The sequence below is a fragment of the Lysobacter niastensis genome (assembly GCF_031457115.1).
In the GTDB taxonomy this organism is placed as follows: domain Bacteria; phylum Pseudomonadota; class Gammaproteobacteria; order Xanthomonadales; family Xanthomonadaceae; genus Lysobacter_J; species Lysobacter_J niastensis_A.
Genome location: NZ_JAVDVY010000004.1, coordinates 137,490 through 151,991, shown reverse-complemented (window position 1 = coordinate 151,991; position 14,502 = coordinate 137,490). Strand labels below are relative to the sequence as shown.

The 14,502-nt window shown below is 67.7% G+C and carries 13 protein-coding genes; 8 read left to right on the top strand and 5 right to left on the bottom strand.

The window, feature by feature from the left end; all coding sequences use genetic code 11:
* Both J2X06_RS17700 and J2X06_RS17695 read right to left on the bottom strand, forming a co-directional pair.
* Positions 1 to 1,050 (bottom strand): class I SAM-dependent methyltransferase, encoded by a 1,050-nt coding sequence (locus J2X06_RS17700; RefSeq protein WP_310064691.1) that lies wholly within the window; start codon positions 1,048 to 1,050, stop codon positions 1 to 3.
* 125 nt (positions 1,051 to 1,175) lie between these two features.
* Entirely contained in the window at positions 1,176 to 1,730 is a 555-nt protein-coding gene (locus J2X06_RS17695; protein WP_310064785.1) for a GNAT family N-acetyltransferase, read from the bottom strand.
* A gap of 215 nt (positions 1,731 to 1,945) precedes the next feature.
* Between J2X06_RS17695 and J2X06_RS17690 the strand changes: the two genes are divergently transcribed.
* Positions 1,946 to 2,860, top strand: coding sequence for a cation diffusion facilitator family transporter (locus J2X06_RS17690; RefSeq protein WP_310064690.1), 915 nt, complete (start codon positions 1,946 to 1,948; stop codon positions 2,858 to 2,860).
* Between the two features lie 45 nt (positions 2,861 to 2,905).
* Here J2X06_RS17690 and J2X06_RS17685 read toward each other — a convergent pair whose 3' ends face one another.
* Positions 2,906 to 3,763 (bottom strand): 23S rRNA (adenine(2030)-N(6))-methyltransferase RlmJ, encoded by an 858-nt coding sequence (locus tag J2X06_RS17685; RefSeq protein ID WP_310064689.1) that lies wholly within the window; start codon positions 3,761 to 3,763, stop codon positions 2,906 to 2,908.
* A gap of 61 nt (positions 3,764 to 3,824) precedes the next feature.
* Here J2X06_RS17685 and creB point away from each other — a divergent pair, with 61 nt between their 5' ends.
* The 5 genes from creB to J2X06_RS17660 all read left to right on the top strand — a co-directional run bounded on the left by creB (position 3,825) and on the right by J2X06_RS17660 (position 9,076).
* The gene (gene creB / locus J2X06_RS17680) at positions 3,825 to 4,499 is read left to right on the top strand and encodes a two-component system response regulator CreB (protein ID WP_310064784.1); all 675 of its coding nucleotides are present in this window, start codon (positions 3,825 to 3,827) and stop codon (positions 4,497 to 4,499) included.
* Positions 4,500 to 4,557: 58 nt separating this feature from the next.
* Complete coding sequence (creC, locus tag J2X06_RS17675) at positions 4,558 to 6,000, top strand: two-component system sensor histidine kinase CreC (protein ID WP_310064688.1); 1,443 nt, start codon at positions 4,558 to 4,560, stop codon at positions 5,998 to 6,000.
* Positions 6,001 to 6,087: 87 nt separating this feature from the next.
* Positions 6,088 to 7,482, top strand: coding sequence for a cell envelope integrity protein CreD (creD, locus tag J2X06_RS17670; RefSeq protein WP_310064687.1), 1,395 nt, complete (start codon positions 6,088 to 6,090; stop codon positions 7,480 to 7,482).
* Between the two features lie 77 nt (positions 7,483 to 7,559).
* On the top strand, positions 7,560 to 8,168 hold the full coding sequence (locus tag J2X06_RS17665) for a GNAT family N-acetyltransferase (RefSeq protein WP_310064686.1): 609 nt from the start codon (positions 7,560 to 7,562) through the stop codon (positions 8,166 to 8,168).
* Positions 8,169 to 8,188: 20 nt separating this feature from the next.
* Positions 8,189 to 9,076: a carbon-nitrogen hydrolase family protein gene (locus J2X06_RS17660; RefSeq protein ID WP_310064781.1), complete on the top strand. Its 888-nt coding sequence runs from the start codon at positions 8,189 to 8,191 to the stop codon at positions 9,074 to 9,076.
* Between the two features lie 11 nt (positions 9,077 to 9,087).
* Here J2X06_RS17660 and J2X06_RS17655 read toward each other — a convergent pair whose 3' ends face one another.
* Together J2X06_RS17655 and J2X06_RS17650 are read right to left on the bottom strand one after the other, a co-directional pair.
* Positions 9,088 to 9,630, bottom strand: coding sequence for a phosphatase PAP2 family protein (locus J2X06_RS17655; protein WP_310064779.1), 543 nt, complete (start codon positions 9,628 to 9,630; stop codon positions 9,088 to 9,090).
* 5 nt (positions 9,631 to 9,635) lie between these two features.
* Entirely contained in the window at positions 9,636 to 10,814 is a 1,179-nt protein-coding gene (locus J2X06_RS17650) for a glycosyltransferase family 4 protein (protein ID WP_310064685.1), read from the bottom strand.
* A gap of 209 nt (positions 10,815 to 11,023) precedes the next feature.
* Here J2X06_RS17650 and J2X06_RS17645 point away from each other — a divergent pair, with 209 nt between their 5' ends.
* Together J2X06_RS17645 and mdoH are read left to right on the top strand one after the other, a co-directional pair.
* Complete coding sequence (locus J2X06_RS17645; protein WP_310064684.1) at positions 11,024 to 12,574, top strand: glucan biosynthesis protein; 1,551 nt, start codon at positions 11,024 to 11,026, stop codon at positions 12,572 to 12,574.
* 20 nt (positions 12,575 to 12,594) lie between these two features.
* Complete coding sequence (mdoH, locus tag J2X06_RS17640; protein WP_310064683.1) at positions 12,595 to 14,481, top strand: glucans biosynthesis glucosyltransferase MdoH; 1,887 nt, start codon at positions 12,595 to 12,597, stop codon at positions 14,479 to 14,481.
* Positions 14,482 to 14,502 lie beyond the last annotated feature (21 nt).

The window sequence follows — 14,502 nt, the reverse complement described above, 5'->3', positions numbered from 1 at the left end:
TCAGGGCCGCGCTTCGATGACCAGGTTGAATGGCGTCTGCGTGGCGCGGCGGAAGCGGGTGAAGCCCGCTTCTTCCATGACGGCGCGCAGGCGCGCTTCGCCCGCTTGCGCACCGAGCGCAGGGCCGTTGCGCGCCAGCGACACCGGCACGCAGATCTGCGAGGAAGCGCCGTAGTACACGCGGCCGACCGGATTGAGATTGTCTTCGACCTTGTCGTTGGCGAACGGCTCCACCAGCATGCAATGACCGTCCGGTTTGAGCGCCAGCAACGCATGGCGCGCCGCGCCCACCGGATCGCCCATGTCGTGCAGGCAGTCGAAGAACGTGATCAGGTCGAAGTGGTGGCCGCTGTAGCCGGTGGCATCGGCCACTTCGAAATAGGCGTTGTCGATGCCGGCCTGCTTGGCGCGATCGCGCGCTACTTCTATTGACGGCGGATGGTAGTCGTAGCCGATGAACGACGATTTCGGAAACGCCTTGGCCATCAGCGTGGTACTGGCGCCGTGTCCGCACCCGACATCGGCCGCCTTGCCGCCGGCCTTGAGCTTCTCCAGCGCGCCGTCCAGGGCGGGCAGCCAATTGCTCAGCAGGTTGGCGTTGTAGCCGGCGCGGAAGAATCGCTCGGTGCCGTGGAACAGGCAGGGATGATGCTCGCCCCATTCCATGCCCTTGCCGGTGCGGAAGTTCTCCTTGGTGCGCTCCAGCGCGTGGAAGGTGGCTTCGACCACCGAGTAGGCGCCAGGCAGGTCGACCGGGCCACCGGGATCGGCCAGGCACAGCGCCTGTTCCTCGCTGAGCGAGTAGCTGTCGCTGCCAGGGTCGTACTGCACGTAACCGCCCGCCGCCTGGTTGCACAGCCATTCGCGGATGTAGCGTTCGTTCGTGCCGGTCTGGTGGGCGAGCTCGGCAGGCGACATCGGGCGCTTCGACAGCGCGCGGTACAGGCCCAACTGGTCGCCAACCAGCATCAGCGTGGCGCTGATCGCCGCGCCCAGGTCGCCGACGGCATGGCCGAGGAACTGGTTGAGTCGCTCTTCGTTGATGCTCATGGTGTCGCCCCGAAAGATGGTGTCCTTCCGTGGACATGCGGCAGTGCCAGCCGCTGGCCTGTGGGCATCCGGGCCCGACGCGCGGCGGGACCGCGCGATCCATCGAATGAATTTCGCCTATCGAGTCAGGCTGCCTCGGCGGGCTTGAGGTTCAGCACCACCCGTACCAGCCCGGGGGCGTCGTGCTGGAATTCGCGCTCGAACCCCAGCGACTGCGCCAGCGAGAGCATGGCGTGGTTGTGCTCGAACACATCGCCGTAGACCCGGTCGAGCTTCTTGCCGCGGGCCCACTTGACCAGCCGCGTCATCAGATAGCGACCCAGGCCCATACCAGCGACGTAATGGCTCACCAGGATGGCGAATTCGGCATCGTGGCCGTTGTCGTCCATGACGATCCGGGCCACGGCGCCGACCAGCGCCTCGCCGGGCGGCAACGGTTCGGCGGCGACCAGCGCGAATTCGGTCTTCGGATTGACCCGGGTCAGGCGCTCGGCCGTGTCCTGCGAGAGTTCCTTCACGGCGTGGAGGAAGCGCTGTCGAACCTCCTCGGGCTCCAGCAATCCGAAGGCGGCGCGAATCGGTTCGGCGTCTTCGGGCCGGATAGGGCGAATCAACACCTCACGCCCATTGGGGAGACGCTGGCGTTCGTGCCAGGGCGGGAGTCGTTCGCGCGCGGCCATGGCGGGATATTGGCACAACGCAAATTCAAAGTTCTTCATTCGGCTTTTACATCCAAGTCGCCTCGGCCATGCATCCCGCGGCCTGATAGCCGCCCTGGGAGCAAGCAGGAGCCTGGTGGTGGACGCTGCAGCCCAAGGCTTGGCGGTAAGGAGCAATGGGCCCAATGCTAGACTCGCGGGCCAATTCCCTACACGAATCAAGCAAGGAAGACAGCATGGCCGGTGGTGGTGACTCGACCCGGGCGATCGTATTCGCGCTTGGCGCCAATTTTGCTATTGCGGTGGCCAAGGGCGTCGCCGCGTTCTTCACCGGTTCCAGTGCGATGCTGGCCGAGACCGTGCATTCGCTGGCCGACTGCGGCAACCAGCTGCTCCTGCTGTTCGGCATGCGCCAGGCCAAGCGTCCCGTGTCGCCGGATTACCCGCTGGGCTACGGCAAGGCCATCTACTTCTGGTCGTTCCTGGTGGCGGTGATGCTCTTCACCATCGGCGGCATGTTTTCGCTGTACGAGGGCATCCACAAGCTGCAGCATCCCGAGCCCCTGAAGCAGTGGTGGTGGGCGGCCGGCGTGCTGGTGTTCGGCATCATCGCCGAGTCCATCTCGATGCGCGCCTGCCTGCTCGAGGTCAGCAAATCCCGAGGCTCGCGTTCGATCTGGCAGTGGTTCCGCGAGAGCCGCCAGGCCGAACTGGTCGTGATCTTCGGCGAAGACCTCGCCGCGCTGCTGGGCCTGGTGCTGGCGCTGGCAGCGATCATGCTGGCCGCCGTCACCGGAAACCCGGTGTGGGATGCCATCGGCACCATCGCGATCGGCGCGCTGCTGGTGGTCGTTGCGGTGCTGGTCGCGGTCGAGATCAAGGCGTTGCTGATCGGCCAGAGCGTGGACCCGGAGCGTCAGCGCCAGATCCGCGAATTCCTCGATGCGCGCCCGGAGATTTCGCGCGTCATCAGCCTGATCACGCTGCAACTGGGCAACGAGGTGATGGTCTCGGTGCAGGCGCACATGCGCGAGGAAGGCAGCGTGCGCGCGCTGTCGGACCAGATCAATGCGGTCGAGCGGGCGATGAAGCAGGCGTTCCCCGAGGTGCGCTGGAGCTTCTTCGAGCCAGACTTCAAGCCGGTCGCGTGATCGGTGGTTTCACCCGTCGCGCGTAAGGCGCGGCGGGCGACCAGGTCAGGCCGGGGCCTGTAGCCACTCCACCCGCGCGCTGTTGCCGGGTTCGCCCAACGCCACGCGCAACGCCTCCACCGCGGGCGCGAGCCGCGTGTCGAGCTGCCAGGGCGCGTTGAGCACCAGCATGCCGCTGCCGTTCATGCGCAGCGGAGAGTTGTCGGGATAGACCTGCAGTTCGGCCAGCAGTGCCGACTTGGCCGGCACGGCGGCGGCGCGACGGAAGAACGGCTGCAGCGATCGCCGCAACTTGATCGGGTACCAGACTGCGTAAGTGGCGTGCGGCCAGCGCGTCACCGCGTCGCGCAGCGCGGCGATGATCGCGTCGAATTCCTCCAGCTGCGCTTCGTACGGCGGATCGATCAGCACCAGCCCGCGGTTGTAGCGGGTGGCGCCGATCTTCGGCGGCAGCAGGGCCTTCATGCCCGCATAGCCGTCGCGTTCGTGCACCGCCACGCGCGGGTCGCCGGCCAGGTTGGCCTGCAGTTGTCCGGCTTCCTCCGGGTGCAGCTCGCACACCGCGATGCGGTCGTCCGGCCGCAGGGCATGGGCCAGCAGCCAGGGCGAGCCGGGGTAGGCGGCGCGGCCGTGTTCGACGCGGCAGGCGCGGATGGCGCGCAGGTAGCGCTCGATCAGCGGGTCGCGCGGCGGTTCGGCCAGCAACCGGCCGATGCCGCCCTCGGCTTCGCCGGTGCGCTGCGCGGAGTTGCTGTCGAGCGCGTACAGGCCGCGGCCGGCATGGGTGTCGAGTGCGAACAATGGCGCCGGCTTGGCGGTCAGGGCGTCGCACAGGGCCAGCAGGACGACGTGTTTGAGCACATCGGCATGGTTGCCGGCATGGAAGGCGTGTCGGTAATTCATGGGCATAGGGTAGCCCGGGCCGTTGTCCTATGCTGATGAGGCCCGGACTATTGGCTTGCGCATGCCCTTTATCCTGCTCGTCGAAGACGAAACCGCGATTGCCGAAACGGTGCTGTATGCCTTGCGCGCCGAGGGTTTCGAGGCCGTGCATTGCCTCACCGGCGGGGACGCGCTGCGGCGGGCGCGGGAGCAGGCCTTCGATCTGGCGGTGCTCGACGTCGGGCTGCCGGACATCGGCGGCTTCGCGCTGTGCCGGGAACTGCGACGGGATGCTGACCTGCCGGTGATCTTCCTGACCGCCCAGGGCGCCGAAGCCGACCGCATCCTCGGCCTGGAGATTGGCGCGGACGATTACGTCACCAAGCCTTTCTCGCCCCGCGAGCTGGCCGTGCGCGTGCGCGTGGTGCTGCGGCGCCGAGGCCGCGTGCCGGCCGGGACGGCCGAGGAGGGCGGATTTCTGCATGACGCGGACGGCAGGCGGGTGCGCTACCGCGGGCATGCACTGGACCTGACCCGTTACGAATACGGCCTGCTGGCCGCGCTGCTGGCGCGGCCGGGGGCGGTGCTGTCGCGCGCGCAGCTGATGGACCGGGTGTGGGGCGATGCACTGGAAAGCGGAGATCGCACCGTCGATACGCACATCAAGACCCTGCGCGCCAAGCTGCGCGAGGTCGCACCCGATGCCGATCCGATACATACGCATCGCGGGCTGGGATATTCGCTGGACATCGAATGACATGACGACCGCCGCCGTGAAAACTCGCCCATGAGGCCCCGCCTGTGAAGACTCGCCCTTGAAAATAGGCCTGCGCATATTCCTCGGATACTTCGTGATCGTCGCGTTGGCGGCGTTGCTGCTGGCGCGGGTGTTCGTGGCCGAGGTCAAGCCCGGCGTACGCCAGGCGATGGAGGACACGCTGATCGACAGCGCCAACGTCCTGGCCGAACTCGCCACCGACGACCTGCTGGCCGGGCGCATCAACGATGGCAATTTCGCGAGGCGGGTGCGTGCCTTGCGCGGCCGCGACATCGGCGCGGATATCTGGGGCTTCGACAAGCGCGCCGCCAACTACCGGCTGTACGTAACCGACGCGCGCGGAATCGTCGTTTTCGACAGTGCCGGGAACGATGTCGGCAAGGACTATTCGCGCTGGAACGATGTCTACCTGACCCTGCGCGGCCGCTACGGCGCGCGTTCGACGCGCAGCGATCCCGCCGACCCGAACTCGACTGTGATGCACGTGGCCGCGCCGATCCGCGACGGCGACCGCATCATCGGCGTGCTGACCATTGCCAAGCCCAACAGCACCATCGCGCCCTTCATCGAGCGCAGCCAGGCGGTGGTGATGCGCTGGGGCATCGTGCTGATGGGCGTGGCGCTGCTGGTCGGGCTGGTGGCGGCGTGGTGGTTGTCGCGCCAGTTGGGCAACCTGCGGCGCTACGCCAATGCGGTGACTGCCGGCGAGCGCGCCACCGTGCCCGATGCTGCCGGCGAGTTCGGCGAACTCGGCAGCGCGCTGGAGACCATGCGCGGTCGCCTGGAGGGCAAGCAGTACGTCGAACAGTACGTGCACACGCTGACCCACGAGATGAAAAGTCCGCTGGCCGCTATCCGCGGCAGCGCCGAATTGCTGGACCCGGCAACGGGTGATCCACCAATGGCCGAAGCCGACCGAGCGCGCTTCGTTGCCAGCATCCGCGCGCAGAGCGAGCGGCTGGCGCAGATGATCGACAAGATGCTGGCGTTGGCCGCGGTCGAGCACCGCCAGCGCCTGGAGAGTCCTGGGGCGGTCGACCTGGCCGACGTGGCGCGCGAAGCGGCGGAACAATGCGCGCATCGGCTGTCGCAGCGAGGACTGCAACTGCAACTGGAGGTTGGGGAAGCACCGTTGACGGTTTCGGGCGATGCGTTCCTGCTGCGCCAGGCCGTGATCAACCTGATCGACAACGCCGCCGACTTTTCGCGAGCGCATGGCATCGTCGAGTTGCGGCTGCGTTCGCAGGGGGACGCGGTGCAAGTGGAGGTGTCGGACCGAGGGGCAGGCATTCCCGACTTCGCCCTGCCGCGCGTGTTCGAACGGTTCTACTCGCTGGCCCGTCCGGACAACGGCAGCCGCAGCAGCGGGTTGGGGTTGTGCTTCGTGGCCGAAGTCGCGCAACTGCACGGCGGCACGGCGTCGCTGGACAACCGCGAAGGCGGCGGCGCGGTGGCCAGCGTGCGGTTGCCGCTACGCTGAGCACTTCACCCTCGCTTCACCGTCGCGCCATCATCCCTCCATCATCGCTGCCGATCCTGTCGTCAGGACAAACGGCAGGAGGCGCACATGCGTCTGGGACTGAAGATCTTGATGGTGCTGGCACTGAGTCTGGCGATTCTGGTGCCGTTGACGATGATCCGCGGCGTTATCGCCGAGCGCCAGGCATACCGCATGCAGGCGGTGCAGGGCATCGCGCGCAGCTACGCCGGTGAGCAGGCCTTCGCCGGGCCGGTGCTGGTGGTGCCGTATACGCGGACGGTGGAGGTCGAGGAGAAGGACGACCGCGGCGTTGCCCGCAGGGTGAAGCGCGAGGTATCGGGACAGTGGACGTTCTTTCCGGCAACGCTCGACATCGCCGGGCAACTGCGGCCCGGGGTGCGCCGACTGGGCCTGCACGAGGTGCGCGTCTACGAATGGCAGGCGCATGCGCAGGCCCGTTTCGATGTACAGATTCCACAAGATGGGAGCCCGCAAGATGGGAGCCCGCAGGACGGTGTCGGCCAGGCGCCGCGCCGGATCGGCAAGCCCTGGCTGAGCTACTCGGTCGCCGACGTGCGCGGACTGATCGGCTCCCCGCGTCTGCGCGTCAACGGTGCCGACATGGCGCTGGAAGAGGGCATGGGCAGCCAGCAAGGCGCCGGTGTGCATGTGCGCCTCGGCGAGCCTGTCGCCGGCCAGGTGCTCGCCCTCGACACGCGCCTGGATTTCGTCCTTGGCGGAACCGAATCGCTGGCGTTGGTGCCGCTGGGCAAGAGCAACCGTTTCGCGGTCGAATCGACCTGGCGGCATCCGCGCTTCGGCGGCAGCTTCCTGCCACGGGTGCGCGAAGTCGGGCCCAAGGGTTTCAACGCGCAATGGGAAGTGTCGTCGCTGGCAACCAATGCGCAAGCGCAGTACCTGGCCGGCAAGCATCTGCCCGTGCTGGACGGCGATGCCGGGACGGACGACGCCATGCAGGTGGTCGGCATCGACGCGGTCGGGCTGTCGCTGGTCGATCCGGTCAACGTCTACTCGCAGGCCGACCGCGCCAGCAAGTACGGCATGCTGTTCGTGCTGCTGACCTTCGTCGGGTTCTTCATGTTCGAGCTGATCAAGCAGCTTCGCATCCATCCGATCCAGTACGTGCTGGTGGGGCTGGCGCTGGCGATCTTCTTCCTGCTGCTGGTCAGCCTGAGCGAGCACATCGCCTTCGGCTTGGCGTACCTGGCGGCGAGCGTGGCCTGCATCGGACTGCTCGGCTTCTACCTCAGCGCGGTATTGCGCAGCGTTGTGCGCGGGCTGGGGTTCGCGGCCATGCTGGCCACGCTTTACGGCGCGCTGTACGGACTGCTGGTATCGGAGGACAACGCGCTGGTGCTGGGCTCGGCGCTGCTGTTCGTGATCCTGGCGGCGATCATGCTGGTGACCCGCAAGGTCGACTGGTATCAACTGGCCGGCGCGCGTGCGGCGACCGCCGTGTGAGCCCGATCCGCCGGCGTGGCCCATGCGACCACGCCGGCGACCCTGCACTGAGAAAAGCACCTACTAGAATTGCATCCATGAACGCCCCCGCCCTGACGATCCGCCGCTGTTCGGGCGCCGCGATCGAACCCCATCTCGACGACATCGCCAGACTGCGTATCGCGGTGTTTCGCGAATGGCCGTATCTCTACGACGGCGATGCGGCGTACGAAGCCGTGTACCTGAAGACCTACGTGGCCTCGCCGCGCAGCGTGGTGGTGCTCGCCTTCGACGGCGATGCGGTGGTCGGCGCTTCGACCGGGCTGCCGATGGCCGACGAATCGCCGGCGTTTCGCGAACCGCTGGAACGTGCAGGCCACGACGTGGACAGCGTGTTCTACTGCGGAGAGTCGGTGCTGTTGCCGCAGTACCGCGGACTGGGCCTGGGCCATCGCTTCTTCGATGAGCGCGAAGCGCATGCGCGTTCGCTGGGCGGATTCCGCTGGAGCGCGTTCTGCGCGGTGGATCGCAGCGACCAGGATCCACGCTGTCCGATCGGGCATCGTGGCAACGAGGCGTTCTGGCGCAAGCGCGGCTATCGCCCTGCGGGCGGCCTGCGCGCGTCGCTGCCCTGGAGCGAGATCGGCGACGGCGAGGTGATGCACACCTTGAGCTTCTGGCTGCGGCCACTGGAGGACGCGCGATGAACGGCATGACAGACGGAACGATGAAAGTCGCGGTGGCCAAGTACACGATCGATGCGCCGCGCGACTTCGATGCATTCGCGCTCAAGCAGGCGCACTGGCTGGACGAGGCGCACCAACAGGGCGCCGAGCTGGCGGTCCTTCCGGAATACCTGTCCCTCGAATTGGGCGCGACATTCGACGATGCCACGCGCGGCGACCTGCACGCCTCGCTGGCCGCCCTACAGACCTATCACGGCCGCTGGCTGGACCTGTTCGCGCAACTGGCGCGGGAGAGGCGGATGCACGTGGTCGCGGGAACCTTCCTGCTCGATCTTGGACACGGTCGTTACCGCAACCGCAGCTATGCCTTCGCTCCCGACGGCAGCCACGTCTGGCAGGACAAGCTGCGCCTGACCGGATTCGAGAAGCGCGCCGGGGTGATCGAGCCCGGCGATGCGTTGAAGGTGTTCGAGACCGGCGCCGTGCGCAGCGCCATCTCGGTCTGCTACGACAGCGAATTTCCGCTGCCGGTGCGCGCGCAGTGCGAGGCCGGCGCGCGCCTGCTGGTCGTGCCGAGCTGCACCGATACGCAGGCCGGCGCCACGCGCGTGCGGGTGGGCTGCCTGGCGCGCGCGCTCGAGAACCGCTGCTTCGTCGCACAGGCGGTCACTGCCGGCCAAGCGCCGTGGAGCCCGGCGCTCGACGTCAACACCGGCGAGGCGGCCCTGATCGCCCCGATGGACGTCGGCCTGCCGCACGACGGCATGATCGTGCAGACGCGCGGCCAACAGCACTGGGCGGTGGCGACGCTCGATTTCGGGGCACTGGAGGCCAGCCGCGCGCAGGCGCAGGTCGCCAACGATCGCGACTGGGCCAGCCAGTACTTTCCGAGCGTGGCGCGGGCGAAGGTGGCGGCGTTCGCGCGCTGAGGCTCGCCGACTCAGGCGAACAGCGACACGCCCGGCACCAGCCACAGCGACAACCCGGCCAGGCCGCTGCCGATCGCGGTCGCGGCCAGCACGTCGCTGGGATAGTGCAGTCCCAGCACCACGCGCGAAGCGGCGACACTGGCGGTGAACGGCACCAGCACCCAGGCCAGCAGCGGGTAGTGCGCCATCGCCACCAGGCTGAAGGCGACCGCGTGCAGGGTGTGGCCCGACGGGAAACTGAACTCATCCAGCGGTGCCACCCAGGCCTGGATGCGTGCATCGGAAGCGAACGGCCTGGGCCGTCGCGTCCAACGCTTGAGCAGTTTGTACAGCGTCAGCGCGATCACGCCGGTGGCGGCCAGATGAGCGGATGCGGCCAGGCCCGTCATGCCGTCGACGAGGATCAGTGCCGCCATCAGGACGTACCAGAACACGCCATCGCCCAACCGGCTGATCGTGGCGAAGTAGGAGCGCGAATGACCTCCGCCGCCCCAGCGGTTGGCGCGCAGGCACCATCCGGAGTCGCCGGCGATCAGACGCTTGCGCAAGGGCATGCGATTCATGGGGCCTCCTGTTCCGGGGATTGGGCCGTGGCGGGAGAAGCCGTGGCGGCGCGCGCCTGTGCCAGGCCGTGCAGCAACGCGTCGAAGTCGGCCGCGACCCGTTCCGGACGCAGCGCGGCCACGGCTTGCCGCGTGGCCATGCGCATCGCGCCGCGGGTCAGGTTGTCGGCGCCGATGCGGGCGCAGGCCGCAATGAAGCCGGTCTCGTCGCCCGCGCCGATCGCGGCACCATGCACGCCGTCGACCAGGTGTTCGCGCGCGGCGCCATAGTCGAACGCCACGGTCGGCACGCCGCTGGCCAGTGCCTCCAGGGTGACGTTGCCGAAGGTCTCGCTCAGGCTGGGGAACACGAACAGGTCGCCGCTGGCGAAGTGCTGCGCCAGCGACTCGCCGCGCTGCACGCCGCAGAAGATGAAGTCCGGGTTGTCCTGCTGCAGTCGCTCGCGCGCGGGGCCGTCGCCGACCCAGACGAAGCGCGCATCCGGGCGGGACTTGCGCAGTTCGCGGAAGGCCCGCACCGCCAGGCCCAGGTTCTTCTCGGCCGCGATGCGGCCGACATGGATCGCGGCGAAGCCGTTGTCGTCCAGTCCCCATTGCTGCCGCAGCGCGGGGTCGCGGCGTTGCGGATCGAACAGGGCGGTATCCACTGCGCGCGGCAGCCGCACCACGTTGTCGAACCGCTGCGACCGCAGGAACTGCGCCAGTTCGAGCGTAGGCACCAGCGTGGCGTCGGCGCCATTGTGGAACCGCCGCATCCACCGCAGCGCGGTGTGGGCCAGGAACGCGGCGCCGTAATCGCGCATGTATTCGTCGAAACGGGTGTGGAAGCCGGTGGCGGCGGGAATTCCCAGGCGGCGGGCCGCGCGCAGGGCCGACCAGCCCAATGGACCTTCGGTGGCCACGTAGATCGCATCCGGCCGCGTCGCCTTCCAGGCGGTCATCAGCCGGCGCGTAGAGGGCAGTCCCAGGCGAAGCCCCGGATAGCGAGGCAGTGGTGCACCCGGCACCAGCATCTGCAGGTCGTCCGCGTCGCGCACCGGGTCGTCCGGCTGGCGTGGCCGTATCAGCTGGACGTCGTGGCCCCGGGACTGCAATCCCCGCTCCAGCCCCTGCACGGTCAGGGCAACGCCGTTGATCTCCGGCGGATAGGTCTCGGTGATGATCGCGTAGCGCATGCGCTGCTCCCGGTTTTTGCAAGGCTGCCCGGCAGCGGTGAAACGGCGATGGCAAGCGGATGACGCTGGGATGACGGTGATCGTGGAAGCGCTTACACGACCGGCGCGGGCTGCCCTGGTGTTCGGGATGGGCCGCGCGTCGCGACGCCGTTAACGATGCTGTTCATACAATGTGCGGCTACTCGATGCCCCGAGACTTAGGAGAGCGCGTGCAAAGACGCGAAGTGCTGTTGGCCGGACTGTGCTGGCCGTTGGTCTCGCTGGCGCCGGGCGGGAATGCGCTGGCGCGCGCGACGACATCGGCGGGGCAGACGAAGGCGGGCTCCCCAACCGCAGGTCCAGTGCCGTTCGGCGAAAACACCGTCGCCGATCTTGCGCGGGAGCTTGCCGCCGCGCCGTTCCGTCCGCAGGACCAGGTACTGCCCGGCTCGCTGGCGAAGATCGGTTACGACCAGTTCCGCGGCATCCGCTTCAATCCCGCCAAGGCGCTGTGGCGGGAACAGGGGCTGCCGTTCCAGGCCCAGTTCTTTCATCGGGCCTTTCTGTTCCGCGACCGCGTGGACGTGTACACGGTGGCCGGCGGAATGGCGCAGCCGCTGGTTTACCGCCCCGAGCAGTTCACGTTCCAGGGCACGCCCGCGCCCACGGAGAACGATCTGGGCTTCGCCGGATTCCGCCTGCATTCGCCGATCAACAGGCCCGACTATTTCGACGAGGTCTGCGCGTTCCTCGGAGCGAGTTACTTCCGTGCCGTCGCCAAGGGGCAGGCCTATGGCCTGTCCGCGCGCGGCCTGGCCCTCAGGACCGGCGAAAAGGCCGAGGAATTCCCGGTGTTCCGCACGTTCTGGCTGGAGCAGCCGGCGCGTGGGGCCGACCGCGTGGTCGTGCATGCGCTGATGGATTCTCCCAGCGCCGCCGCCGCGTTCCGCTTCGTGATCCGGCCGGGCGTGGAGACGGTGTTCGATGTCTCCATGCGACTGTATCCGCGGGTCGAACTGGACAAGGCAGGCATCGCACCGCTGACCAGCATGTTCCAGTTCGATGCCAACGATCGCGCCGGCATCGACGACTACCGTCCGGCGGTACACGATTCCGACGGCCTGGCGATGATCAACGGTCGTGGCGAGCAGATCTGGCGCCCGCTGCAGAACCCGTCCGTGCTGCAGGAAAGCGGCTTCCAGGATGCCAATCCGCGCGGTTTCGGCCTGATGCAGCGCAAGCGCGCCTTCGCCGACTATGCTGACAGCGAAGCCCACTACGAAAAGCGTCCGAGCCTGTGGGTCGAGCCCGTTGGCGACTGGGGCGCGGGTGATGTGCATCTGCTGGAGCTGCCGACCGACGACGAGTTCCACGACAACATCGTGGCGTTCTGGCGACCGAAGCAGCCGCTGGTCGCGGGAAGCGAACATCGTTTCGATTACCGCCTGCACTGGTGCAACGACCACACCTGGCTGCCGCAACTGGCGGTGGTGACGGGTACCAGCATCGGTGCCGGACCCAAGGGATCGCGGCGGGTGGTGATCGACGTTGCCGGCGGCAAGCTCAAGGCATTGCGCGAGGACGCCGACGTGCGTGCACAGGTCGTGGCCGCCAAGGGGCGGGTCGACAACATCGTGGCGCACGCCAACCCTGGTACGGGTGGGTGGCGCATCGCGTTCGAGCTGCACCCGGGCGCCGAACGCAGCATCGAGCTGCGCGCCTTGCTGCGCGACGATGCCGGCCCGTTGTCGGAAACCTGGTTGTACCGGTGGACGCTGTGACCGGTATTACGACCGTGCCGATGTCAGGTGCCCCCATCGATGACTCGTTCCCGCCTTTGCCGGGCGAGGCGCCCCTGGACATGCCGGTGCAGTCGCTGCGCGAGGGTCGCCTGAATGTCCAGACCCTGCCGAGCACGCCGCGCGCCATGGCCTGGCGGCGCGCCTATGTGATCGGAGGCGCTGGCGCACTGACGCTGTTGGCTGCCTACCAGATCTGGTGGGTGTTGCGCGGCGGCGGCATCAACGTGCTGGAACTGCTGCTGGTGCTGCTGTTCATCGCCCTGTTCGCCTGGATCGCCATGGCGTGTGCCAGCGCGTTCGCCGGCTTCGTGCTGATCGCATCGCGCAGGCCCGGCCGGCTGGGGTTGTCGCAGCATTCGCCAGCGCCCGAACTGCATTCGCGCACGGCATTGCTGATGCCGACCTACAACGAGGATCCCGAACGCCTGATGGCGGGATTGCAGGCGATCTACGAATCGGTGCAGGCCACCGGACAGCTCGATCGCTTCGATTTCTTCGTGCTCAGCGACACCACGCGGCCGGAAATACGTATCGCCGAGGAGAGCTCCTTCGCGGCATTGCGCCAGCGCACCGGCGGTCATCGGAACCTGTTCTACCGCCGCCGCGACGACAACCACGAGCGCAAGGCCGGCAACATCGCCGAGTGGGTGCGCCGGTTCGGCGCTGCGTATCCGCAGATGCTGATCCTCGACGCCGACAGCCTGATGACCGGCGAAGTCATCGTGCGCCTGGCCGGCGCGATGGAAGGCAATCCCGATGTCGCGCTGATCCAGACCCTGCCGATGATCGTCAACGGCAACACGCTGTTCGCGCGCATGCAGCAGTTTGCCGGTCGCGTGTACGGGCCGGTGATCGCGCACGGCGTTGCCTGGTGGCACGGCTCCGAGAGCAATTACTGGGGCCACAACGCGATCATCCGCACGCGCGCGTTCGCCGAGCATGCCGGCCTTCCGGAACTGGGCGGCTTCAAGCCATTCGGCGGCACCGTGCTGAGCCACGATTTCGTCGAAGCGGCGCTGCTGCGGCGTGGTGGATGGGCGCTGCACATGGTGCCCGGACTGGCCGGAAGCTACGAGGAAGGCCCGCCTTCGCTGACCGATATGCTGATCCGCGATCGCCGCTGGTGCCAGGGCAACCTGCAGCACGGCGCGGTGTTGCCGGCGCGGGGGCTGCACTGGGTCAGCCGCTGGCATCTGCTGATGGGTATCGGTCATTACTTCACTTCGCCGATGTGGGCGATGCTGATGCTGGTCGGCCTGGCGATCCCGCTGGAGAGCGCCGGCTTCAGCTGGAGCAGCCTGTCGATACCGGGCTTCTCACCGACGGAATACTGGCGCCAGCAGGATCCCGAGCGCTTCCTCTGGGTATTCATGCTGACGATGTCGGTGTTGCTGGCGCCCAAGTTCATGGGCTACCTCACGCTGTTTTTCGATCGCGACACGCGACGTGGTTGCGGCGGCATGCTCCGCGCCGGTTCCAGCATGCTGCTGGAGACGCTGCTGGCGGCGCTGATGGCCCCGATCACCATGTATGTGCAGTCGCGCGGCGTGGCCGAGGTGCTGGCAGGCAGGGATTCGGGCTGGGACGCGCAGCGGCGCGACGACGGAAGCGTGCCGCTTTCGAGCCTGGTGCGCAGCTACGGCGGGCTGAGCGTGCTCGGCGTGTTGGCCGGCGTGATGGCCTACTTCATATCCCCGTCGCTGGCGGCGTGGATGGCACCGGTGATCCTGGGGCTGGTGCTGTCGATTCCGATCGTGATGATGACCTCATCGCGAATCGCGGGGGCATGGCTGCGACGGATCCGGATCTTCGCCATTCCCGAAGAAACCGCACCGCCGCAGGTCCTGGTGCGGGCGGCGCAGTTGCGGCGTGCAGTGAAGCAGTGATTCCTTTCCCGGCCGCCAGCG

Coding starts and splice junctions, on each gene's coding strand:
- J2X06_RS17700 (WP_310064691.1), bottom strand. CDS start 1,050: ATGAGCATCAACGAAGAGCGACTCAACCAGTTCCTCGGCCATGCCGTC.
- J2X06_RS17695 (WP_310064785.1), bottom strand. CDS start 1,730: ATGGCCGCGCGCGAACGACTCCCGCCCTGGCACGAACGCCAGCGTCTC.
- J2X06_RS17690 (WP_310064690.1), top strand. CDS start 1,946: ATGGCCGGTGGTGGTGACTCGACCCGGGCGATCGTATTCGCGCTTGGC.
- J2X06_RS17685 (WP_310064689.1), bottom strand. CDS start 3,763: ATGAATTACCGACACGCCTTCCATGCCGGCAACCATGCCGATGTGCTC.
- creB (WP_310064784.1), top strand. CDS start 3,825: ATGCCCTTTATCCTGCTCGTCGAAGACGAAACCGCGATTGCCGAAACG.
- creD (WP_310064687.1), top strand. CDS start 6,088: ATGCGTCTGGGACTGAAGATCTTGATGGTGCTGGCACTGAGTCTGGCG.
- J2X06_RS17665 (WP_310064686.1), top strand. CDS start 7,560: ATGAACGCCCCCGCCCTGACGATCCGCCGCTGTTCGGGCGCCGCGATC.
- J2X06_RS17660 (WP_310064781.1), top strand. CDS start 8,189: ATGAAAGTCGCGGTGGCCAAGTACACGATCGATGCGCCGCGCGACTTC.
- J2X06_RS17655 (WP_310064779.1), bottom strand. CDS start 9,630: ATGCCCTTGCGCAAGCGTCTGATCGCCGGCGACTCCGGATGGTGCCTG.
- J2X06_RS17650 (WP_310064685.1), bottom strand. CDS start 10,814: ATGCGCTACGCGATCATCACCGAGACCTATCCGCCGGAGATCAACGGC.
- mdoH (WP_310064683.1), top strand. CDS start 12,595: ATGTCAGGTGCCCCCATCGATGACTCGTTCCCGCCTTTGCCGGGCGAG.